The following is a 21,745-nucleotide window of genomic DNA, read 5'->3' on the forward strand; positions in this document are numbered from 1 at the left end:
GATCGGCGCGCGGCGGCGTCGCGTCGGGCGCGACCTCGTCCCACAGCCCCGCGGCCACCTCGCTCGTGCACAGGGCCTGGGCGGGCACCGGCCGCCTGGTGCCAGCGTCTGGTCATGACCACCTCACTCAAGCTGTCCAGCGACGCCGACCTCGTCGGCGCGGTCCCGCACCTCCTCGGTTTCCACCCCGAGGAGTCGATCACCCTGCTGACCACCCCCATGGTCCCCGGGGGCAGAGGGGTCGGGCCCGCGGCCCGGCTCGACCTGGCCGACGCCGGCGGCCCCGCCGGCGACGAGTACGTGGCGCACGTGGTGCGCCGCTTCCACCGCGACCGGCTCGGCATCTACGCCGTGGTCGTGCACACCGACGTGCCGCTGCGCACCGCCCGCGAGCTTAACCAGGTGCTCGACGCCGTGCGCCGGGTGCGCGAGCACGACGACCCGCGCGTCGGCGCCTGGCTGGTCGCCGGGGACGGGTGGCTGCGCCTGCCCGGGCACTCACCGTTCGAGGAGCGCGCCGGCGATCGCGACCTCGCCGAGCTCGGGCACTCCCGCGCGGTCACCGAGCTCGTGCTCACGGGCTCGGCGCCCCTGCGCGACCGCACCGGTCTCGGCATCGAGCGCAGCCCCGGCAGCGAGGTCGGGCGCCTGTTCGCGGACGCCGTGTCCGCACGGATGCAGCGGCGGGCACCGTCGACGGGCATGACGGTCCGCGCCTACGACGACATGGTGCGCGCCGGCTTCCTGGGCACCGGTCGGCCCCGGGCGCGAGACCGCGAGCTGCTCGCCCGGCTGCTGGTCGGCCTCGAGCGCCTCAAGGTCCGCGACGCCGTGCTCACCCGGGTCATCGTCGGCCGGTCCCTGCCCGTCGAGCTGCTCGCCGACCCGCAGATGGTCGGGCCGCTGTGGGCCGGCGGTCCCACGGAGGATCCGGAGCGGCGGGTACCCCTGGAGGTCCTGGCCCGCTACGCCCCCGACGGCGCGGCCGCGCCGGCCCTGTCGATGCTCGCCATGCTGGCCTGGCGCAGGGGAGAGGGCGCGCGGGCGGCGGTCCTGTCCGAGCAGGCGCTGACCGACCGCCCGGGCTACTCCCTGGCCGAGCTCGTCGCCGACCTGCAGTCCTCGGGCACCGCGCCCGCCGGCCTGGGCGGTCCGGGGGCGCCCGCACCGGGCCCGCTCGGCGGCCCGCCGCCGTGGACGGACCAGGGGGAGGAGGACTGGATGGACCTCGGTACCTTCGAGGACGACCCCGACCTCGACGACGTCGATCTCGCCGCGGTGCTCGACCTCCTCGACGGTCTCGACCCGCGATGGGAGGACCACGACGAGGACAGCGCCGCCTGACGCCGCACCGGGAGCCATGGGGCGAGCAGCGCCCTCCGCTCGGGTAGCCGTGCCGATCGGGGCGCCGCAGGTGCCCGGGAGCCGAACGGAGCGCGGCGCGCGCCCGCTGACGGTAGCGTCGTGGCGTGCGCACCCCGGACGCACGTGGAGGAGGAGCGCATGCCTGTCGTCGTCGCGTACCTGGCCACCCCCGAGGGCGAGGCGGCGCTCGGAGCAGCGATAGCCGCCGCCTCGGAGGCCGACGAGACCGTCGTGGTCGTGCTCACCCGGGCGCGAAGCGAGGAGGACGACCAGACCGTCGTCGAGATCGACGCCGACGCCGCGCGGGAGCGGCTCGACGAGGCCGACGTCGCCCACGAGCTGCGCTACGTCGGACTCGGTCAGGACGCGGGGCACGAGGTCGTCCACGTCGCGACCGACACCGGGGCCCGCCTCGTGGTCATCGGGCTCGCCCGGCGCCCACCGGCGGGCACGCTCACCCTCGGCGGGGGAGCGCAGCACGTCATCCTCGAGTCGCCCTGCCCGGTCCTCGTCGTCCACCCCGAGGTGTCCTGACCCGGCGCCCGCCGTCCGGACGCCGCCCGGACGTCACCCGGCCCCAGAATCCGACGTAACCTGGGTCACGCCCGCGCCGTCGCGACCCGAGGAGCTCCGTGCCCGACCTGCTGCACACCGCCCTGCACCCTGCGCACGAACGGGCCGGGGCCACCCTCACCCCCTTCGCCGGCTGGGAGATGCCGCTGCGCTACACCTCCGAGCTCGCCGAGCACCACGCCGTGCGCACCGCCGCCGGCCTGTTCGACCTCTCGCACATGGCCCAGCTCGTGGTCTCCGGCCCCGGCGCCCCGGCGGCGCTGGACCGGGCGCTGGTCACCCGCCCCTCGACCCAGGAGGAGGGCCGGGCGCGCTACTCCGTCCTGCTCGACCAGGACGGCGGCATCCTCGACGACCTCGTCGTCTACCGTCTCGGTCCGGCCGAGTACCTCGTCGTCGCCAACGCCGCGAACCGGTTGGTCGTCCTCGACGAGCTCACCGCCCGCGCGGAGGGTGTGGCCGACGTGTCGGTCGACGACCGCACCCTGGGCCGCGCCCTGCTCGCCGTCCAGGGCCCCCGGTCGCCGGAGATCCTCGCTCCGCTGACCACCGCCGACCTCGACTCCCTGCGCTACTTCCGTGCCGTTCCCACGCAGGTCGCCGGGGTCGAGGTGCTGCTCGCCCGCACCGGCTACACCGGCGAGACCGGCTACGAGATCATGCTACCTGCCGCCCGCGCCGTGACCCTGTGGGACGCCCTGCTCGAGGCCGGCGACGGCCGCGGGCTCGTCCCCGCCGGCCTCGCCGCGCGCGACACGCTCCGGCTCGAGGCGGGCATGGCCCTGTACGGCAACGAGCTCACCCGGCAGACCGGCCCCGACGAGGTGGGCCTGAGCAGGCTCGTCAACCTCGACGAGGATCACGCCTTCGTCGGTCGTGGTGCGCTCGAGAAGGCCCGCGAGCGCCCCACCGGCCGCAGCCTCGTCGCGCTCGTGGGTGAGGGTCGCCGCGCCGCCCGGGCGGGCTCGACGGTGCTCGTCGACGGCGCCGAGGCCGGCACCGTCACCTCGGGCGCGCTCTCACCGACGCTGGGCCACCCCGTCGCGCTCGCCCTCGTCACCGGCGCCCCGGAGCCGGGCACCGCCGTCGAGGTCGATGTGCGCGGCCGGCGACAGCCGATGACCGTCGTCGAACTACCTTTCTACCGGCGCCCCGCGTAGGCGCCTCGCACCCGTCCCGCGCACGAGAACCGGAGGAGTCCGTCATGAGCAGCTACCCCGAGGACCGCAGCTACACCGCCGACCACGAGTGGATCCAGGTCGACGGCACCACCGCCCGCGTGGGGCTGACCCGCTACGCCGCCGACGCCCTGGGCGAGGCCGTCTACGTCGACCTGCCCGAGGTCGGGTCCCAGGTCACCGCCGGCGAGGCCTGCGGGGAGATCGAGTCGACGAAGTCCGTCTCCGACCTCGTGGCCCCTGCCGACGGCGAGGTCACCGCCCACAACACCGACGCCGTCGACGACCCCGCCCTGGTCAACAGCGACCCCCACGCGGCGGGCTGGCTCTACGAGCTGACCCTGAGCGCCGAGCCGACGGACCTGCTCGACGCCGCCGCCTACACCGCCCTGGCCGCCGAGGCGCAGGCGTGAACGACTTCGCCACCCGCCACCTCGGCCAGGACGAGACCGCCCGCGCGACCATGCTGGGCGCCGTCGGGGCCACGAGCACCGCCGAGCTCATGGCCCGCGCCCTGCCCGCCGACATCCGCGAGGACCCCGGCGCTGTCGCCGCCGACCTCCCGCTGCCGGGCCCGGCCGGGGAGACCGAGGTCCAGGCCGAGCTCGCCGCCCTCGCGGCGGCGAACACCGTGCGCCGGTCGATGATCGGGCAGGGCTACTACGGCACCCGCACCCCCGCGGTCATCCGCCGCAACGTCCTGGAGAACCCCTCCTGGTACACCGCCTACACGCCCTACCAGCCGGAGATCTCGCAGGGCCGTCTCGAGGCGCTGCTCAACTTCCAGACGGTGGTCGGCGATCTCACCGGCCTGCCCGTGGCCGGGTCCTCCATGCTCGACGAGGCCACCGCCGTGGCCGAGGCCGTGCTGCTCGCCGGCCGGGTCGCCAAGGGCGACCGGCGCAGAGTGGTCATCGACACGGACCTGTTCGTCCAGACCGCCGCCGTCCTGGATACCCGCGCCGAGCCGGTGGGGCTGGAGCTGGTCGCGGCCGACCTGGGCGGCGGCGAGCTGCCCGACCTGACCGGTGTGGTCGGCGTCGTCCTCCAGCTGCCCGGCGCCTCGGGCCGGATCCCCGAAGCCGACGTCGTCCGCCGCCTCGTCGAGGCCACGCACGAGGCGGGCGCCCTGGCCGTGGCGGCCACCGACCTGCTCGCCTGCACGCTCATGACGCCGCCCGGTGAGCTCGGCTTCGACGTCGCGGTCGGCTCCTCCCAGCGCCTCGGCGTGCCCATGGGCTTCGGCGGGCCGCACGCCGGGTTCCTCGCCGTGCGCGAGGGGCTCGAGCGGCAGCTGCCGGGCCGGCTCGTGGGCGTGTCCGTCGACGCCGACGGCCGCCCCGCCTACCGGCTCGCCCTGCAGACCCGTGAGCAGCACATCCGCCGTCAGAAGGCCACGAGCAACATCTGCACCGCCCAGGTCCTGCTGGCGGTCATGGCCTCGACCTTCGCCGTGTACCACGGCCCCGAGGGCCTGCGGGCGATCGCGGCGCGCACCGCCGCCACCGCCGACGCCCTGGCCGGCGCGCTCACCGCCGGCGGCGCGGACGTGGCCGCCCACGGCCGCTTCGACACCCTCACCGTCACCGTGCCCGGCCGCGCCCACGAGGTCGCCGCGGCCGCCCGGGCCGAGGACGTCCTGATCTGGGTGCACGACGAGGACACCCTGCGCGTCTCCGCCGACGAGACCACCACGGCCGCCGACCTCGACGTCGTCGTCCGGGCCGTGCTCGGGCGCGGCCCCGGCGCGGACGGGGACCAGGCGACGGTCGAGCCGGGCGGGGGCCAGGTTCCGGTCGACCCGGCGGCGAGCGGCGTGCCCGCCTCGATGCGCCGCGGCTCGGACTACCTCACCCACCCCGTCTTCCACGCGCACCGCTCGGAGACCCAGCTGCTGCGCTACCTGCGCCGCCTCGCCGACAAGGACTACGCGCTCGACCGCGGGATGATCCCGCTGGGCTCGTGCACGATGAAGCTCAACGCCGCCGTGGAGATGGAGGCGATCTCCTGGCCGGGCTTCGCCCAGGTCCACCCGTTCGCCCCCGCCGAGGACGTCGCCGGGTACCTCACGCTGGTGGACGACCTCGAGCGCTGGCTCGCCGCACTGACCGGCTACGAGGCGGTCTCGCTGCAGCCCAATGCCGGCTCCCAGGGCGAGCTGGCCGGCCTGCTGGCCATCCGGGCCTACCACCGCTCCCGGGGAGAGGAGGGGCGCCGGGTCTGCCTCGTGCCCGCCTCGGCGCACGGCACCAACGCCGCCTCCGCGGTGCTGGCCGGCCTCACCGTGGTGGTCGTCCCCTCGGCGGACGACGGGTCGATCGACCTCGACGCGCTCGTCGACCTGGCCGACACCCACGCCGACGAGCTGGCCGCGATCATGCTCACCTACCCCTCCACCCACGGCGTCTACGAGGCCCACGTGCGCCGGGTCTGCGAGGTGGTCCACGAGCGCGGGGGACAGGTCTACATCGATGGCGCGAACCTCAACGCGCTGCTCGGCCACGCCCGGCCCGGCTCGATCGGCGGCGACGTCTCCCACCTCAACCTGCACAAGACCTTCTGCATCCCGCACGGCGGGGGCGGCCCCGGCGTCGGCCCGATCGCCGTCAAGTCGCACCTGGCCCCGTTCCTGCCCGGCCACCCCCTGGCCCAGGGCGGGCTCCGGCCCGACGGCGCCGTCTCCGCCGCGCCCTACGGCTCGCCGTCGATCCTGCCGATCACCTGGGCCTACGTCCGGCTCATGGGGGCCGACGGTCTGCGCCGCGCGACCGAGGACGCGGTGCTGGCCGCCAACTACGTCGCCGCGCGGCTCGCGGACACCTTCCCGGTGCTCTACCGGGGTGCGGACGGCACGGTGGCCCACGAGTGCATCCTCGACCTGCGGCCGATGCGGGCCCGCACGGGCATCACGGTCGACGACGTCGCCAAGCGGCTCATCGACCACGGCTTCCACGCCCCGACGATGAGTTTCCCGGTCCCGGGGACGCTCATGGTCGAGCCGACCGAGTCCGAGGACATCGGGGAGATCGACCGCTTCGTCGACGCGATGCTCGCCATCGCCGCGGAGGCGCAGGCGGTGGCCGACGGGCGCTGGCCCGCCGAGGACAACCCGCTCGTCGGTGCGCCGCACCCGGCGGCCCGGCTGGCGGGGGAGTGGGACCACCCCTACACCCGCGCCGAGGCCGCCTTCCCGGCCGGCGAGGAGGGCAAGTACTGGCCGCCGGTGGCCCGGATCGACGGTGCCTACGGGGACCGCAACCTCGTGTGCTCCTGCCCGCCACCGGAGGCCTTCGCCGCACCGACCGGGCCCGCGACGACGGCGGCGGAGGGTGCCTGAGATGCGCGTCGCGCGGAAGTCGTGTAATGTGCCTGTCGGCTATAATTGTAGGGACGACGCGCGCCGCCCGGAGCCCGCGAGCCGGGCGCTCGGGAAGAGAGCGCGCGACGGGCGTGTTGAGGAATGGACGCCCCACCCCCGGCGAAAGGCCCCCTGTACATGACTGCCTCCGAGACCGACGAGACGACCACGCGTCCGACGGCGAAGAAGACCACCACCGGCACCACCGCCAGGCGGACCACCGCCGCGAAGAAGCCGGCTGGCACCACGGCGAAGAAGACCGCCGCGGGGACCACCGCCAAGAAGTCCACCGCGGCGAAGAAGCCGACCGGTACCGCCGCGAAGAAGACCACCGCGGCCGCGAAGAAGACCTCGACCCGCAAGGCCGCCCCCGCCAAGGCGACCGAGGAGACCGCGGTCGAGGAGGAGACCACCACCTCCGCCGAGGACCTCGACGAGGACCTGACGGCCGACTCGGCCGACGAGGGCGACGTCGAGGTCGACCTCGACGGCGACGACGCGGACGAGACCGCCGACAGCGCCGACAGCGCCGACACCGACGAGGCTGACGACGACGAGGAGGCCGAGGAGGCCGCCCCCGGGGCGAGGACGACCTCGCGCTCGCGCCGCGGCACCCTCAAGGCCGTCCCGGACGCACCCGCGGACAAGGACGCCAAGGAGGAGACCACGACCGCCGGCGGCTTCGTCGTCTCGGACTCCGACGACGAGGACCAGCCCGTCCAGCAGGTCGTCACCGCCGGCGCCACGGCGGACCCGGTCAAGGACTACCTCAAGCAGATCGGCAAGGTGGCCCTGCTCAACGCCGAGCAGGAGGTCGAGCTGGCCAAGCGCATCGAGGCCGGCCTGTTCGCCGAGGAGCGCCTGTCCAAGGAAGAGGGCATGGACCGCAAGCTCTCCCGGGAGCTGCAGTGGATCGCAAACGACGGGCGCCTGGCCAAGAACCACCTCCTCGAGGCCAACCTCCGCCTGGTCGTCTCGCTGGCCAAGCGGTACACGGGCCGCGGCATGCTCTTCCTCGACCTCATCCAGGAGGGCAACCTCGGCCTCATCCGCGCGGTGGAGAAGTTCGACTACACCAAGGGCTACAAGTTCTCCACCTACGCGACCTGGTGGATCCGCCAGGCCATCACCCGCGCCATGGCCGACCAGGCCCGCACCATCCGCATCCCCGTGCACATGGTCGAGGTCATCAACAAGCTCGCCCGCGTGCAGCGTCAGATGCTGCAGGACCTGGGCCGCGAGCCCACGCCCGAGGAGCTGGCCAAGGAGCTCGACATGACCCCGGAGAAGGTCGTCGAGGTCCAGAAGTACGGCCGTGAGCCCATCTCCCTGCACACGCCGCTCGGCGAGGACGGGGACTCGGAGTTCGGTGACCTCATCGAGGACTCCGAGGCGGTCGTCCCCTCCGAGGCGGTGAGCTTCACGCTCCTGCAGGAGCAGCTCAACGCGGTCCTCGACACGCTCTCCGAGCGGGAGGCCGGCGTGGTCTCCATGCGGTTCGGCCTGCAGGACGGCCAGCCGAAGACCCTTGACGAGATCGGCAAGGTCTACGGGGTCACGCGGGAGCGGATCCGCCAGATAGAGAGCAAGACGATGTCCAAGCTGCGCCACCCGAGCCGCTCGCAGGTGCTCCGGGACTACCTGGACTAGGACCACCTCGACCGAGCCGGCTCCGCCGGCAGCGCGACGGGCCCGGGACCGCGATGGTCCCGGGCCCGTCGTCGTCGGTCGGCCCGCGCGTCCGGCGCGGGCGCGTGCGGCCGGCTCAGAAGATCGTCATGATCAGCCAGATCGTCAGCAGCACGGCGAAGCCGATGGCCAGCCCCCACATCCCCCTCAGCAGCATCGAGTTCGTGCGCCGGGAGTCCGGGTCGTCGTCCCAGCGTCCCCAGGGCATGCCCCCGACGGTGGGGCTGGAGCCGGGGCGGCGCCCCTCGTGGGCGGCCATCGCACGCTCGGCGTCGCTGATGTGCGGGTCGTCGAGGCGGCCGGCCGGGCCCATCCCGCCCTCGGGTGCGTCCGGGTCGTCCGCCGCGGGCCCGTAGGGGTCGGCGCCGTCGCGGCCGGTCGGTGCGTAGGGCTCGGCGGCGTCGGGACCCAGGGGAGCGGGTCCCTGGCTGCCGACGTCGCGGACGTCGGCGGTCCACCGCGTGCCGTCCCAGCGGCGCTCGAGACCGTCCTGCCACGGGTCCGTGTACCACCCCGGTTCACGCTGGTCCATCGGTGGGCTCCTTGGTCGATGCGGCTCGGACCCGTCAAGCGTGGCACACGGGCGCCCGAGCCGCCGACGCGGACTTCCGGCCGGCGCGGGTTACGGGTAGGGCCAGCCGTTGGGCACGCAGCCCTGCATCCCCAGGGTCTGCTGCTGCATGACCGGGGCGACGCGGCCCCGCCCGGGGCAGCTCACGTGCCCGTACCCGAGGAAGTGGCCCATCTCGTGGTTGACGACGTAGTCGCGGTAGGAGGTCAGCGAGCCGCCCGCGTCGGTGAAGGGGGCGGCCCCGAAGGCCCACCTGTTGGCGTTGATGACGACCGTGGACCCCACGCGGCACGAGGTGTATCCCCGGGTGGGCAGCGGGTAGCAGAGCCGGTCGACGGTGGCCGGGGTGGTCAGGCGCAGCACGACGTCGGCCGCGCCGTCGGTCCGGGCGAAGGACACCGCCCCGTGGCGGCCCCAGCCGCGCGAGGCGTTGAGGGTGGTCATCACCAGGGAGCCGAACTCGGGCCGGTGGACGGAGATGCCGCGCTCGGTCTCGACGCGCACCCGCACGGTCCGCGCCGCACCGCCCGGCGCGGCCTCGCTGCCCGGGACGACGGCGAAGGTGCCCGATCCGCGCCACGGGGGGTCGCCGACGAGACCGCCGTTGGTCGGCGGCGCCGGTGGCGGGGTCGGGGCGGCCGGGGGGCGGCGCAGCCCGACGCCGTCCGCGCCGTCGCCGTCGAAGTCGCCGGAGAACGCGGCGTCCCCGCTGCGTCCGAATCGCACCGGCGGGAGGCCGTCGCCCCCGGACAGGGAGTTGTTCAGGTGCAGCTCGGTCCCGCGGCGCACCGCCAGGGTGTCGACGCCGTCGCCGTCCCAGTCGCCCACGAGGACCCGGTCGTCGGCACGACCGTAGCCGAGCTCGATCTCGGCCCGGCCGGAGGTCAGCGCGTTGGACAGGAAGTAGCGGTTGCCGCGGCGCACGGCCAGGGTGTCGACGCCGTCGCCGTCCCAGTCGCCCACAAGCACCTCGTCGCCGGCGCGCCCGAAGCTGAGCTCGATCTCGGCGCGGCCGGAGGTCAGTGCGTTGGAGAGGAAGTAGCGGTTGCCGCGGCGCACGGCCAGGGTGTCGACGCCGTCGCCGTCCCAGTCGCCCACAAGCACCTCGTCGCCGGCGCGCCCGAAGACGATCTGCAGGTCGGCCGTGCCGGAGGACAGGGAGTTGCGCAGGTGGTAGACCTGCCCGCGGCGCACCGCCAGGGAGTCGACGCCGTCGCCGTCCCAGTCACCCACGAGGACGTCGTCGCCCTCCCGGCCGTAGACCAGCTGCCGGTCGGCGCGGCCGTCGACGTCGTCGTCGAGGAAGAACGCAGTGCCCGAGCCGCCGACCTCGCCCGAGGAGGTGGCGGCGGCCGGCGCGAGCAGCCCGACCGCCCCCGCGGTCAGGGTCGCGAGCGCGGCGAGGAGGGTGCGTGCGGCTGACCGGGGCGCTGTCACGGAGGTCAGCGTAGGGCGTCCTCACCGGCCGCGGGAACGAGCCGGGGGAGCAGATACCGCCTGCTCGCCCGCCTGTCGCGTCAGTCCTTGACGACGTGCCGGGCGGCCAGGACGTGGAAGATCCCGAAGAGCATGAGGCCCACGGCCACCGCCCCCACGAGGACCGGTCCGGCGGGCCAGCCCAGGATCGTCGCCAGCGCGGTGTCGGTGCCGCCGGCCTGGTCGGCGTCGGCCCGCAGCGCGGCGAGACCGACCAGCCCACCCAGGACGACGAAGGCCGCCCCGCGGGCGACGTGCCCGACCCGCCCCGCCGTGACGACGTACCGGGGCACCCGGGAGTCGAGCTTGGCGGCGAAGCGGGCGGTGACGCCCGTCCACACCCACCACAGCCCGAGGGCGACGACGCCGATGCCGACCGCGCCGAGCAGCCACTGCCCGCCCGGGCTGGACAGCACGGTCTGTGCCCCCTGTTCCTCGGTGTCGCCCGAGCCGGCGCTGCCGCGCCAGATAACGAGCGCGCCGGTGACGGCCAGCGCGAGGGCGACGACGGCCTTCGCGGCCGAGCCGACGCGCCGGGCCGCGTCCGACGCCCCGTCCTCGTCCGGGTGGCCGACCACGGCCAGGACGGCCTGCCAGGCGACGTAGCCGAGCAGACCCAGGACCATGACGACGAGCAGGGCGACGCCGAGCGGGGTGCCGCCGATCTCCTCGATCGCCCCGGAGGTGGTGGCGTCCTGCGAGGAGCGGTCACCGGTGGCCAGGCCCATGGCGATCCAGCCGACGACGAACCACACCACCCCCTGGGCGGCGAACCCGACGTGTCCGAGGCGCCGCAGCCAGCCGCGCCGCGCGGAGTCCTGGGCGTCCCTGGCGGCGTCCTCCGCCTGCCGACGGATCGGTGAGGTGTCCACGGGGACATCCCACCACCCCCGCGACCGGCGCGCGCGGCGAACGGGTGGCGTACGTCCCGGACGGCCTCAGCGGCTCACACGACGCTCGTCCAGGTGGTGTCGGCGTCGATGAGCCAGTGGTTGCGCAGCATGAGGGCGCGTTCGGTCGCCGCCAGGACGCCGGCGACGAGGGTGGCGACGTTGGCCCACGGCGGCAGGGTGATCGGCGAGCGGAAGGTCCCCACCCGCTCGGCGACCGGCTCGATCCGGGTGACGAGCTCGAGCACCTGCGGCAGGGCGATGGCCAGGCCGGCGAGCAGCACGAGGACCGCCAGTGCGCCGACGGCGCGGCTCGTGCGCGGGTGACGACGGTCGAGGCGGGCGCGCCGCCCCTCGAGCGTGCGCGGGTGGGCGCGCAGCGTGCGCTCGGTGCCGTCGCCGGCCACGTGGTGCATCCGGGTGAGCCCGTAGAGGCTCCTGGCCACCTCGATGTGGCCGCCGGGGACCTCGAACACCACGGGCGGCACCGCGCGGGCCACCTGGACACCGTCCTGGTAGAGCGCCACGGGCGGTGTCTGCGCGCGGGTCTTCTCGGTCGAGTCGTCGATGTCGTCGACGACGTGGTGGACGTCGACGGCGTACTGCGTGCGGCCCCGGCCGGCGACGTCGACGTCGTGGAAGAACAGGGTCCGGTGGAACAGCTGCCACCACCGGAAGTCCTTCAGCGGCCGCCCGGTGCCCGGACGCGCACGCCGCCGGCGTCTGCTCCGCCTGCTCCACCACGCCATCGCTACCCTCCTGGTCCGCCGCGTCCGCGGCGCTCCCACCCCACTCCATCGCGGGCCGGGCGGGTCCACCAGTGCGAGCCGTCATGCATCCGCGGTGACGTCGTCACGGACGTGCGCCGCGGCGACGGAGCCGCGAGCACGGCGCGGCGGGTGCGCGGCGCGGGGTGTGCGCCTCGGGGACACGCGACGGCCGCCGCCCCGTGGGGGGCGACGGCCGTCGTCGGGTCGGGTCGGGCTCAGGCGTCGGCGCTGAGCAGCCGGTCGGTCTCGTCGTGGATCTCGGTGGCCACCTCGCCGAGCTTGTCGGCGTGCCGGCGGGCGTGGTGGGCGCAGAAGAGGAGCGAGCCCGAGCGAAGGGTCACTCGCACGTAGGCCTGCGCACCGCAGGCGTCGCATCGGTCGGCGGCGGTCAGCTGGGGGGCGGTCGCTGTATCTGTCACACCAGCATGTAATCATCCCGGACCGACATCCGTCGCCAGGTGGGCGGGGCAGTTCGCCCCCGGCGTACCCCGGTGTCGCCCGGGTCACCGACCGGCCCGGCCTCCGGGTCGGGCGGCCGCCCGCGCCGTACGATCCCCGGGTGAATCCCACCTCCGCCGCCGAGTACTCCGCGCGCCACCTCTCGGTCCTCGAGGGGCTCGCCGCCGTCCGCAAGCGACCCGGGATGTACATCGGCTCCACCGACGGCCGCGGGCTCATGCACTGCCTGTGGGAGATCGTCGACAACTCCGTCGACGAGGCGCTCGGCGGGCACGCCGGCCGCATCGAGATCCTCCTGCACCCGGACGGCTCGGTCGAGGTGCGCGACGACGGGCGCGGCATCCCCGTCGACGACGTGCCCGGTGTCGGGCTCTCCGGCGTCGAGGTCGTCTACACCAAGCTGCACGCCGGCGGGAAGTTCGACTCCGGCTCGTACGCCGCCTCCGGCGGGCTGCACGGCGTGGGCGCCTCGGTGGTCAACGCCCTGTCGGCCCGGCTCGACGTCGAGGTCGACCGCGCGGGGAAGACGCACCGCATGACCTTCCGCCGCGGGGAGCCGGGGACCTTCGCCGACACCGCGGCCGGGCCCTCCGCCGACGCCCCGTTCCAGCCCTTCGAGAAGGGCTCGAGCCTCGAGGTCACCGGCAAGGTGCGCCGCGGGGTCACCGGCACCCGCGTGCGGTACTGGGCCGACCCGCAGATCTTCCCCGCCAGCTCCCGGTTCAGCCTCGAGGACCTCGTGGCCCGGGCCCGCCAGACCTCCTTCCTCGTCCCCGGCCTCACCCTCGTGGTGCGCGACGAGCGTTCGGCCGACGCCGAGGAGCACACCACCGAGGAGTTCCGCCACGACGGCGGCACCACCGACTTCGTGGAGTTCCTCAGCCCCGACGCCGCCGTCACCGACGTGTGGCGCCTCGCGGGGGAGGGCACCTTCACCGAGACCGTGCAGCAGCTCGACGGCAAGGGGCACCTGCGGCCCGTCGAGGTCGAGCGCACCTGCACCGTCGACATCGCGCTGCGCTGGGGCTCGGGCTTCGAGACCACCTCGCGCAGCTTCGTCAACATCATCGCCACCCCCAAGGGCGGCACCCACGTCACCGGGTTCGAGCAGGCCGTGCTCAAGGTGGCCCGCAAGCAGGTCGAGGCCAACGCCCGCCGGCTCAAGGTCACCGCTAAGGACCCCCGCATCGAGAAGGACGACGTCCTGGCGGGCCTGACGGCCGTGGTCTCGGTGCGGCTGCCCGAGCCGCAGTTCGAGGGGCAGACCAAGGAGGTCCTCGGCACCGCACCCGTGCGGCAGGTCGTCGCCAGGGTCGTCGAGAAGGAGCTCACCGGGCTGCTCACCTCGACGCGCGCGGCGATGAAGACCCAGTCCACGGCGATGCTGGAGAAGGTCGTCGGCGAGATGCGGGCCCGCGTGGCGGCCCGCACGCAGAAGGACATCTCCCGGCGGAAGAACGCCCTGGAGAACTCCGCGCTGCCCACCAAGCTGGTCGACTGCCGGAGCAAGGAGGTCGAGCGCTCGGAGCTGTTCATCGTCGAGGGCGACTCGGCCCTGGGCACCGCCCGGCGGGCGCGCAACTCCGAGTTCCAGGCGCTGCTGCCGATCCGCGGCAAGATCCTCAACGTCCAGAAGGCGTCGACCGCCGACATCCTCGGCAACGTCGAGGTCGCCACGATCTTCCAGGTCCTCGGGGCCGGCTCGGGCCGCACCTTCGACCTGGACATGGCCCGGTACGGCAAGGTCGTGCTGATGACCGACGCCGACGTCGACGGCGCGCACATCCGCACCCTGCTGCTCACCCTGTTCTTCCGGTACTGCCGACCCATGGTCGAGGCCGGGCGGGTCTTCGCCGCCGTGCCGCCCCTGCACCGCCTCGAGGTCGCCGGGTCCGGGGGGAAGAAGGGGGAGGTGCACTACACCTACTCCGACGCCGAGCTCAGCGCCCTGCTCAAGAAGCTCGAGCGCTCCGGGCGGCGACCCAAGGACACGCCGCAGCGCTACAAGGGGCTGGGCGAGATGGACGCCGACCAGCTGGCCGAGACCACGATGGACCCAGCCCGCCGGACCCTGCGCCGCATCACCACCGCGGACGAGGAGGCGATCACCCACGCGGAGTCGGTCTTCGAGCTGCTCATGGGCTCCGAGGTGGCCCCGCGCAAGGACTTCATCGTGGCCGGTGCCGCGGCCGTGGACCGGGACAAGATCGATGCGTGACCGGGCCGGCGGGGAGGCCGGGGCGCCGTCCGACGTAGACTTCCGCCCATGATTCCGTCCTCGACCGGACCTGCCGTGCGCGCTGCCCGGCGCTTCGACCCGCCGGTCACCGCCGCGCTGCCCCGGCCCCACCTGGGCCTGCGCTGGCGGCCGCTGGCGCCCGAGGACGTCGACGACCTGGGTGCCCTGTGGCAGCGCTCGGACGCGGCGGACGCCCCGACCCACCCGCTCGGCCCGGGCGAGCTCACCGCGGTCCTGCACGCGGCCCGCACGACCGGCGACACGCTCGGCGGCTTCGACCAGGACGGCATCCTGCGGGCGGCCGCCGCCCTCGCCCTGGAGACCGACGGCGAGGACGCGCAGGTCCGGCTCACCGCCACGGTCGACCCCGGCACCCGGGGGCGTGGCATCGGCAAGGCCCTCATGTCCTGGCAGGACGACCGCGCCCGGCAGATCCTCGCCGCCGCGGCGCCGGAGGGTGCGGCCCGGATCGTCGTCGACGTCGATGCCCACCACAGCGACCGGCGCCGGCTGTGCGCGGCTGCCGGGTTCGCCCCCGCCCACGGCGACGGGCCACGGACGACCTTCGTGGTGAGCCTGTGAACCAGACGCCTGGACGCGGACTGCGCTCCGCACTGACCGGCCTGCGGATGTCGACCCGGCAGCCGACCGGCCGCACCGTCGCCATGCCCGTCCTGCCCGACGAGGTCGAGGCCGAGGACCTTCTGCTGCCGCGCCCGGTGGACGGGCTGGTCTGGTCCCCCCTCGATCGACCGCGGGCCGGCGAGCTCGCCGCGCTGGTCTCCCGCGTGGAGTCGGCCGACGGGACCCCGATCCGTACCTCCGCCGAGGAGGTCGATAGCTACTTCGCCGAGCGCGCCGGCTACCGCGCCGTCGCCGGCGACGACGCCGACGGCGTCATGCGTGCCTTCGGCCTGGTCCGGCCCAAGGGCGAGGTCGACGGCGTGGCCTCCTTCACCTGCTCGGGCGGAGTCGACGACGCGCTGCGCCTCAAGGGCGCCGGGGCGGCCCTCGTCGAGTGGCAGGTCGCCTCCTCCCGCGCGCTGCTGGCCGACGCGGACGCCGGGCGCGGCGTCGTCGTCGTGCACGTGGACGAGACGGAGAAGGACCTCACCGCGCTGCTCGAGGAGCACGGCTTCCGGCCGCGCAGGTGGTACGTGCAGATGCGGCGGAGCCTGGCGATGGACATCCCGGAGATCACGCTGCCGAAGTACGTCTCGGTCGAGCCGTGGACCGCGGACCTCGCCGAGCAGGTGGCTCGGGCGCACGGGCGTGCCTTCGCCGGCCAGCCGGAGGGCGCGATGGAGCGCGGCGCGGAGCTGTGGGGGCCGGAGGCCTCGGCCTTCGAGCCCGGCTGGAGCTTCGTGGCGCTCGACCGGTCCTCGGACCGGGCGAAGGTGGCCGGGTACATCATCTCCAGCCGCTACGACCAGGACTGGGAGGCGCTGGGCTGGCGCGAGGGCTACACCGAGGTGCTCGGCGTGCTCTCGGAGTGGCGCGGCAAGCACGTGGGCAGCGCGCTGCTCACGGCCGCCATGCGGGCCTACGCCACCGACGGCCTGGAGTACGCGGGCCTGGACGTCGACGTCGACTTCGCCACCGACGTCGACGACCCCGACCCGCACTCGCCGATGGCGCTGTACACCTCTCTGGGCTACGTGCCCACGAGCCGCTCGGCCCTGCACGTCCTCGAGCTCTGACCCAGCCCTCGCGCGGGGGAGAGAGCTCTGGTCGGACGACGGCGTCGCCGCCGCCGACGACGACGACGCCGAGGGTCAGCCGACGGCCGCCACGGGCACCGGCAGCGCCTTGCCCGAGCCGTCCCGGCGCTCGTCGACCTCGGGCAGCTCGACGGCCTGCCCGCCGGAGCCGACGGCGCGCATGGGCATCGGCCCGACCCAGGCGAGCTGGAGCTCGTCCTCGCCGCGCAGGAACCGGTGCGCGCGCACCCCGCCGGTGGCGCGCCCCTTGGCGGGGTAGCGGTCGAGCGGGGTGACCTTCGCGGAGCCGGGGTTGGTGCCGGGCAGCGCGTTCGCCGGCCCGGCGACGGTGACGAGCCCGTACCCGCCCAGGTCGTCGGAGGCAGCCACGCCGAGGTGGACGACCCGGGCACCGGCGGCGAGCTTGATGCCCGCGACGCCCTTGCCGGCGCGCCCGGTCGGGCGGACCAGCGAGGCCTCGAAGCGCAGCAGCTGGGCGTCGGAGGCCACCAGCACCAGCTGGTCGTCGTCGACGGCGTGCCGCGCGCCGACCACCGTGTCGCCGTCGGCCAGGGAGATGACGTCCCACGCCTCGCGGTTGGCGGGCCGGTCGGTGGGGGAGAAGCGCTTGACGACGCCGCCCCCGGTGGCCACCGCCACCGGCGGCGCCTCCTCTCCGAGTGCCACCAGAGCGACGACGCTCTCGCCGCGCTCGAGCGGGACGAGGTCCTCGACGGCGGTCCCGCCCGAGAGCCCCGGTGCCCCCGTCGTCGCCGGCAGCGCCGGCGCGTGCAGCGCCTCGAGGCGCAGGACCCGGCCGGCAGAGGTCACGAGGCCGACGTCCGCGCGCGCCGTCGTGGCGACGGCGTGAGTGACGGCGTCGTGCGCGACCCGTCCGCCCGAGCGCGAGGGGGCCTCGACGCCGGCCGTCCGCGCGATCCGGCCCGTCCCGCCCAGGAGCACCCAGCACGGGTCGTCGGGCTCCTCGAGCGGGGTGGCCGCACCCTTACCACGCGCGGGTCCGGCGGCCGCGGCCTCACCGGTGCGCGGAGCCCCGCCGGCCGACTCGAGAAGGACCGTGCGCCGCGGCGTGCCGTGTGCCGTGGCGATCTCGGCCAGCTCGGACGAGACCAGCGAGCGCAGCGCCTGGTCCGAGCCGAGGATCTCCTCGAGCTCGGCGGCCTGCCGCAGCAGCTCCTCGTGCTCGCCCTCGATTTCGAGGACCGAGTAGCGGGTGAGCCGGCGCAGCTGGAGGTCGAGGATGTAGACCGCCTGCGGCTCGGTGAGGTCGAAGACGTCCATGAGGCGGGTGCGCGCGGCCTCGGCGCTCTCCGCGGCCCGGATGAGCTGGACGACCTCGTCGATGTTGAGCACCGCGGTGAGCAGGCCCTCGAGCAGGTGCGCCCGGTCGCGCGCCTTGCGCAGCCGGTACTCCGAGCGGCGCCTCGTCACCGACAGCCGGTGGTCGACGTAGACCTCGAGCATCTCCTTGAGCCCGAGCGTGCGCGGCTGCCCCTCGACCAGGGCGACGTTGTTGATGCTGAAGGACTCCTCGAGCGGCGTGTACCGGAACAGCTGCTCGAGCACCGCGTCGGGGTTGAACCCGGTCTTCAGCTCGATGACCAGCCGCAGCCCGTGGTGGCGGTCGGTGAGGTCGACGACGTTGGAGATGCCCTCGATGCGGCGCGCGTCCACGCCGTCCTTGATCTTCCCGATCACCCGCTCGGTGCCCACCATGTACGGCAGCTCGGTGACGACCAGCCCCTTGCGGCGCGGGGTGACCTGCTCGACGCGCACGGTGGCCCGGGTGCGGAAGGAGCCCCGGCCGGTGGCCTGGGCCTCGCGCACGCCGTCGAGCCCGACGATCCGCCCGCCGCCGGGCAGGTCCGGGCCGGGCACGAAGCGCTGGAGGGCCTCCAGCGAGGCGTCGGGGTGCGCCACGAGGTGCCGGGCCGCCGCGACGACCTCGACGAGGTTGTGCGGCGCCATGTTCGTGGCCATGCCCACCGCGATGCCCTGCGCGCCGTTGACCAGCAGGTTCGGCAGCGCGGAGGGGAGGACCTCGGGCTGCATGGTTGAGCCGTCGTAGTTGGGGACGAGGTCGACGACGTCCTCGCCGAGGTCGGCCACCATCGCCTGCGCCCCGCGCGCCTGGCGCACCTCGGTGTACCGCGGCGCGGCCGGACCGTCGTCGAGGGAGCCGAAGTTGCCGTGGCCGTCGACGAAGGGCAGCCGCATGGCGAAGTCCTGGGCGAGGCGGACCATGGCGTCGTAGATCGCGGTGTCGCCGTGCGGGTGCAGCTTGCCCATGACGTCGCCGACGACGCGGGAGGACTTGACGTGCGCCTTGTCGGGGCGCAGACCCATCTGGTCCATCTGGAACAGGATCCGGCGCTGGACGGGCTTGAGGCCGTCCCGCGCGTCCGGCAGCGCCCGGGCGTAGATCACCGAGTAGGCGTACTCGAGGAACGAGCCCTCCATCTCGGAGCTGACGTCGATGTCGACGATGTGCTCGTCGGGGGTCGCAGGTGCGGAACGCGGCATGCCAGAGATGTTCGCACCTCGGCGCCCGGGCACCGCGGTGCGGCGCGCCACGTCCTGGCCCACGGCGTGCCAGGCGTGGCCACGGTCACGGCGACTAGGTTGGGACCATGGACACGCCGGAGGCAGGTGGGGACGGGTCGGCCCCCGACGGCGCGGACGCCGCCGCGTCCCCGTCCGGCCCGGTGGCCCCCCACTGGTGGGAGGCCGACGTCGTGCTGCGCGACGGCGCCACGATGCACCTGCGACCCATCGGCCCCGCCGACCTCGAGGCGCTCTCGGACTTCCACGCCCGGCAGTCCGAGCGTTCCCAGTACTACCGATTCTTCGCACCCATGCCCCGCCTGTCCGAGGCCGACGCGCGGCGCTTCACCCACGTCGACCACGTGAACCGGGTCGCCCTGGTCCTCACCGAGGGCCCCGCCATCCGGGGCGTGGGCAGGTACGACACCGTCGAGCCGGGCATCGCCGAGGTGGCCTTCGCCGTCAGCGACGCCGAGCACGGACGGGGCCTGGGCTCGATCCTCCTCGAGCACATCGTCGCCGCGGCCCGCGAGCGGGGCATCCACACCTTCGTGGCCGACGTCCTGCCGGAGAACACGCAGATGATCAACGTGTTCCGCGACGCCGGGTACGAGGTCCGCTCCCGCTACGACGACGGCGTGGTGACCATCGAGATCCCCCTGCGCAGCACGGGCCGCTCCTGGGAGGTGCTCGCCGAGCGGGAACGGCGCGCGGAGTCCCTGTCCATGCGGGCGATCACCGCCGCGGGCGCCGCCCTCGTGCTCTCCCTGGACGCCTCCGGGCACGCCCTGGCCTCCCGCGTGCTCGCCCGGGCCCGCGCGGCCGCGGGCGAGCAGGGGACCATCCCGCTGGTCGCGGTCGGCGACCTCGACCCCGCCGGCCTGCCCCACGTCGCGGACCTGGCCGCCCTCGGCGCGGACGACCTGCCCGAGGGTGGCGCCGAGCTGGCGTTCGTCGCCGGCGCGTCGGAGCGGGTCGTGGCCGCCGTCCCGCGGCTGCGTGAGCTCGGCGTGCGCGCCCTCGTGGTCCTCTCGGGCGGGTTCGCCACCGGTGACGGGCGCGAGCACCAGCTCGACCTGCTGCGGGCCACCCGCCTGGCCGGCCTGCGGGTGCTCGGGCCGGCCTCCTTCGGGGTCCTCGGGCGCGGCCCCGCCGGGGTCTACGACCTCACCCTCACCGAGCCCGACCAGGGCAGCGATTTCCCGGCCGTCGCCATCGGCGGTCGCGGGATCGGCATCTTCGCCCAGACGCGGGAGGCTGCCCTGGCGCTGCGCCGCGGTGCGGCCAACCGGCGGCTGCCGGAGGTGGCGGTGGTCGCCGCCGGCAACCGCATCGACGTCTCCGGCAACGACGCGATGCAGGGCTGGTCGACCGACGAGGAGCTCGCCGTCGGCGTCGTCCACCTCCAGACCCTGGGCAACGCGCGCAAGTTCACGCGCATCGCGCGCCGGCTCACCGCCGAGCGCGAGCTGGTGGTGCTCACCTCGGCCACCACCGCCGTCGGCACCCTCCCCGGGCACGCGGTGGCCACCTCGCCGCTGCCGCCGTCGGTCATCGGCTCGGTCCTCGACCAGGCCGGCGTGCTCACCGCGCGCTCGGTGGGCGACGCCCTGGACCTGGCCGCCGTCGCCCTGACCCAGCCCGTCCCCGCTGGGACGCGGGTGGCGCTGGCGGCGACCTCGCACTCGCTGGCCGCGACCCTGTCGGCCACCGCGCGCGCCGGCGGGCTCGACCCCGCCGGGGAGGTCCTCGTCCTCGACGGCGGCCCGGTCGCCGCCCGCGAGGCCCTCCAGGGTCTCGTGCTGCGCGAGGACGTCGACGGCGTGGTCCTGGCCGTCGCCGACGTCCTGGGCACGGTCGACGACGACCTGCTCGCCGCGGTGGGGGCAGCCGCGGCCGCCGATCCCGACCGGCCGTGGGTGGCCTGGGTCGACGGCGCACGCGGGCTCGACCCACGCCTGCGCACCGGCGAGCACCAGCTGCCCTCGGTCGGCACGCTCGAGGCCGCCGTCCGCGCCCACGCGCAGCGGGCCGCGGCCGCCGTGCGCCGCCTGGAGGGCGAGGCGAACCTCGAGCCCGAGGGCACCGACCCGCAGGCCGCCCGCGCCGCGCTGGCCGACGTCCTGCCCAGTGCCACCGACGGCTCGACCGTCACGCTCGAGCCCCGCCGCGTCGAGGAGGTGCTCGCCGCCTACGGCGTCACGGTGCTGGGCACCCGGCTCGTGCGCGCGGAGGAGCCGGGCGAGGGGCCGGCGACCGCCGACGCGCGGATCGCCGAGGAGGCGGTGCGGGCCGCCGCCGAGATCGGCCACCCGGTGGCGGTCAAGGCCGCCGACGAGGTGCTGCGCCACCGCACCGACCTCGGCGGCGTGCGCCTGGACCTGGTGGGGGAGGCCGAGGTCCGCGCCGCGGTCGTGCAGATCCGTGCGCGCTCGCGGGCCGTGCTCGGCCGCGACACCGACATCGAGGTCCAGGCGATGGCCGAGCCCGGCGTCGCGGTGGTCGTACGCGGCGGGGAGGACCCCGTCTACGGCCCCGTCCTCTCGCTGGGTGTGGGCGGGGACGCCTCGGAGATCCTCGGCGACATCACCTACCGGGTGGCCCCGGTGACCGCCGGCGACGTCACCACGATGATCACCGACCTGCGGGCCGCGGCCCGGCTGACCGGCGACCGCGGTCTCGTGCCGGTCGACACCGCCGCGCTGATCGACCTGCTCGGCCGCGTCGCCGCGCTCGTCGACGACCACCCCGCCATCATCGACCTCGAGCTCAACCCCGTCATCGTCTCGCGCCGGAACCTCGCGGTGGCCGGCGCGACGATGTCCCTGCGCGCCCCGAGCCGCCTCGACGCCGGACGTCGTGCGCTGCCCCGACCGGGCGGGACGCCGACGTGACCCGCCCGTGGACGGCGG

General features: G+C 75.0%; 16 protein-coding genes. 10 read left to right on the forward strand and 6 right to left on the reverse strand.

What is annotated here, in order from left to right; translation table 11 throughout:
- Nucleotides 1-114 precede the first annotated feature (114 nt).
- The 6 genes from AC3D3D_RS00610 to AC3D3D_RS00635 all read left to right on the forward strand — a co-directional run bounded on the left by AC3D3D_RS00610 (nt 115) and on the right by AC3D3D_RS00635 (nt 8,124).
- Nucleotides 115-1,344 (forward strand): DUF4192 domain-containing protein, encoded by a 1,230-nt coding sequence (locus AC3D3D_RS00610; RefSeq protein ID WP_463661516.1) that lies wholly within the window; start codon nt 115-117, stop codon nt 1,342-1,344.
- Nucleotides 1,345-1,503: 159 nt separating this feature from the next.
- Nucleotides 1,504-1,899 carry a universal stress protein gene (locus AC3D3D_RS00615; protein ID WP_463661515.1) on the forward strand — a complete coding sequence of 132 codons (396 nt, stop codon included), beginning with the start codon at nt 1,504-1,506 and terminating at the stop codon, nt 1,897-1,899.
- A gap of 98 nt (nt 1,900-1,997) precedes the next feature.
- Nucleotides 1,998-3,098 carry a glycine cleavage system aminomethyltransferase GcvT gene (gene gcvT, locus AC3D3D_RS00620; RefSeq protein ID WP_463661514.1) on the forward strand — a complete coding sequence of 367 codons (1,101 nt, stop codon included), beginning with the start codon at nt 1,998-2,000 and terminating at the stop codon, nt 3,096-3,098.
- A 44-nt stretch (nt 3,099-3,142) separates the two neighbouring features.
- Complete coding sequence (gene gcvH / locus AC3D3D_RS00625; RefSeq protein WP_463661513.1) at nt 3,143-3,529, forward strand: glycine cleavage system protein GcvH; 387 nt, start codon at nt 3,143-3,145, stop codon at nt 3,527-3,529.
- 50 nt (nt 3,530-3,579) lie between these two features.
- The gene (gene gcvP, locus AC3D3D_RS00630; RefSeq protein WP_488512612.1) at nt 3,580-6,453 is read left to right on the forward strand and encodes an aminomethyl-transferring glycine dehydrogenase; all 2,874 of its coding nucleotides are present in this window, start codon (nt 3,580-3,582) and stop codon (nt 6,451-6,453) included.
- A 159-nt stretch (nt 6,454-6,612) separates the two neighbouring features.
- Nucleotides 6,613-8,124 carry an RNA polymerase sigma factor gene (locus AC3D3D_RS00635; protein WP_463661511.1) on the forward strand — a complete coding sequence of 504 codons (1,512 nt, stop codon included), beginning with the start codon at nt 6,613-6,615 and terminating at the stop codon, nt 8,122-8,124.
- Between the two features lie 115 nt (nt 8,125-8,239).
- Here AC3D3D_RS00635 and AC3D3D_RS00640 read toward each other — a convergent pair whose 3' ends face one another.
- From AC3D3D_RS00640 to AC3D3D_RS00660, 5 genes are all read right to left on the reverse strand, one after another.
- Complete coding sequence (locus AC3D3D_RS00640; RefSeq protein WP_463661510.1) at nt 8,240-8,695, reverse strand: DUF2510 domain-containing protein; 456 nt, start codon at nt 8,693-8,695, stop codon at nt 8,240-8,242.
- Between the two features lie 90 nt (nt 8,696-8,785).
- A complete protein-coding gene (locus AC3D3D_RS00645) occupies nt 8,786-10,171 on the reverse strand; it encodes a DUF3152 domain-containing protein (RefSeq protein ID WP_463661509.1) in 1,386 nt (461 codons plus the stop codon).
- An 80-nt stretch (nt 10,172-10,251) separates the two neighbouring features.
- Nucleotides 10,252-11,082: a DUF1206 domain-containing protein gene (locus AC3D3D_RS00650; protein WP_463661508.1), complete on the reverse strand. Its 831-nt coding sequence runs from the start codon at nt 11,080-11,082 to the stop codon at nt 10,252-10,254.
- Nucleotides 11,083-11,156: 74 nt separating this feature from the next.
- A complete protein-coding gene (locus AC3D3D_RS00655) occupies nt 11,157-11,849 on the reverse strand; it encodes a hypothetical protein (protein WP_463661507.1) in 693 nt (230 codons plus the stop codon).
- Between the two features lie 236 nt (nt 11,850-12,085).
- Complete coding sequence (locus AC3D3D_RS00660; RefSeq protein ID WP_463661506.1) at nt 12,086-12,289, reverse strand: DUF7455 domain-containing protein; 204 nt, start codon at nt 12,287-12,289, stop codon at nt 12,086-12,088.
- Between the two features lie 140 nt (nt 12,290-12,429).
- Here AC3D3D_RS00660 and AC3D3D_RS00665 point away from each other — a divergent pair, with 140 nt between their 5' ends.
- From AC3D3D_RS00665 to AC3D3D_RS00675, 3 genes are read left to right on the forward strand one after another with little or no spacing between them, the layout of a single operon-like run.
- Nucleotides 12,430-14,547 (forward strand): DNA gyrase/topoisomerase IV subunit B, encoded by a 2,118-nt coding sequence (locus AC3D3D_RS00665; protein WP_463661505.1) that lies wholly within the window; start codon nt 12,430-12,432, stop codon nt 14,545-14,547.
- A gap of 48 nt (nt 14,548-14,595) precedes the next feature.
- Nucleotides 14,596-15,150 (forward strand): N-acetyltransferase, encoded by a 555-nt coding sequence (locus tag AC3D3D_RS00670; RefSeq protein ID WP_463661504.1) that lies wholly within the window; start codon nt 14,596-14,598, stop codon nt 15,148-15,150.
- Nucleotides 15,147-16,268: a GNAT family N-acetyltransferase gene (locus AC3D3D_RS00675; RefSeq protein WP_463661503.1), complete on the forward strand. Its 1,122-nt coding sequence runs from the start codon at nt 15,147-15,149 to the stop codon at nt 16,266-16,268. Before AC3D3D_RS00670 ends, AC3D3D_RS00675 begins: the two co-directional genes overlap by 4 nt.
- Before the next feature lie 75 nt (nt 16,269-16,343).
- Here AC3D3D_RS00675 and AC3D3D_RS00680 read toward each other — a convergent pair whose 3' ends face one another.
- Entirely contained in the window at nt 16,344-18,812 is a 2,469-nt protein-coding gene (locus tag AC3D3D_RS00680; RefSeq protein ID WP_463661502.1) for a DNA gyrase/topoisomerase IV subunit A, read from the reverse strand.
- 107 nt (nt 18,813-18,919) lie between these two features.
- Here AC3D3D_RS00680 and AC3D3D_RS00685 point away from each other — a divergent pair, with 107 nt between their 5' ends.
- Nucleotides 18,920-21,727, forward strand: coding sequence for a GNAT family N-acetyltransferase (locus tag AC3D3D_RS00685; protein WP_463661501.1), 2,808 nt, complete (start codon nt 18,920-18,922; stop codon nt 21,725-21,727).
- Nucleotides 21,728-21,745: the final 18 nt, after the last annotated feature.

It is taken from the genome of Georgenia sp. X1117 (genome assembly GCF_057784635.1).

Bases quoted from the DNA above. Each gene is read 5' to 3' on its own strand.
- AC3D3D_RS00670 (WP_463661504.1), top strand. From the start codon at position 14,596: ATGATTCCGTCCTCGACCGGACCTGCCGTGCGCGCTGCCCGGCGCTTC.
- gcvH (WP_463661513.1), top strand. From the start codon at position 3,143: ATGAGCAGCTACCCCGAGGACCGCAGCTACACCGCCGACCACGAGTGG.
- AC3D3D_RS00680 (WP_463661502.1), bottom strand. From the start codon at position 18,812: ATGCCGCGTTCCGCACCTGCGACCCCCGACGAGCACATCGTCGACATC.
- AC3D3D_RS00655 (WP_463661507.1), bottom strand. From the start codon at position 11,849: ATGGCGTGGTGGAGCAGGCGGAGCAGACGCCGGCGGCGTGCGCGTCCG.
- AC3D3D_RS00610 (WP_463661516.1), top strand. From the start codon at position 115: ATGACCACCTCACTCAAGCTGTCCAGCGACGCCGACCTCGTCGGCGCG.
- AC3D3D_RS00635 (WP_463661511.1), top strand. From the start codon at position 6,613: ATGACTGCCTCCGAGACCGACGAGACGACCACGCGTCCGACGGCGAAG.
- AC3D3D_RS00615 (WP_463661515.1), top strand. From the start codon at position 1,504: ATGCCTGTCGTCGTCGCGTACCTGGCCACCCCCGAGGGCGAGGCGGCG.
- AC3D3D_RS00685 (WP_463661501.1), top strand. From the start codon at position 18,920: ATGGACACGCCGGAGGCAGGTGGGGACGGGTCGGCCCCCGACGGCGCG.
- AC3D3D_RS00640 (WP_463661510.1), bottom strand. From the start codon at position 8,695: ATGGACCAGCGTGAACCGGGGTGGTACACGGACCCGTGGCAGGACGGT.
- gcvP (WP_488512612.1), top strand. From the start codon at position 3,580: ATGCTGGGCGCCGTCGGGGCCACGAGCACCGCCGAGCTCATGGCCCGC.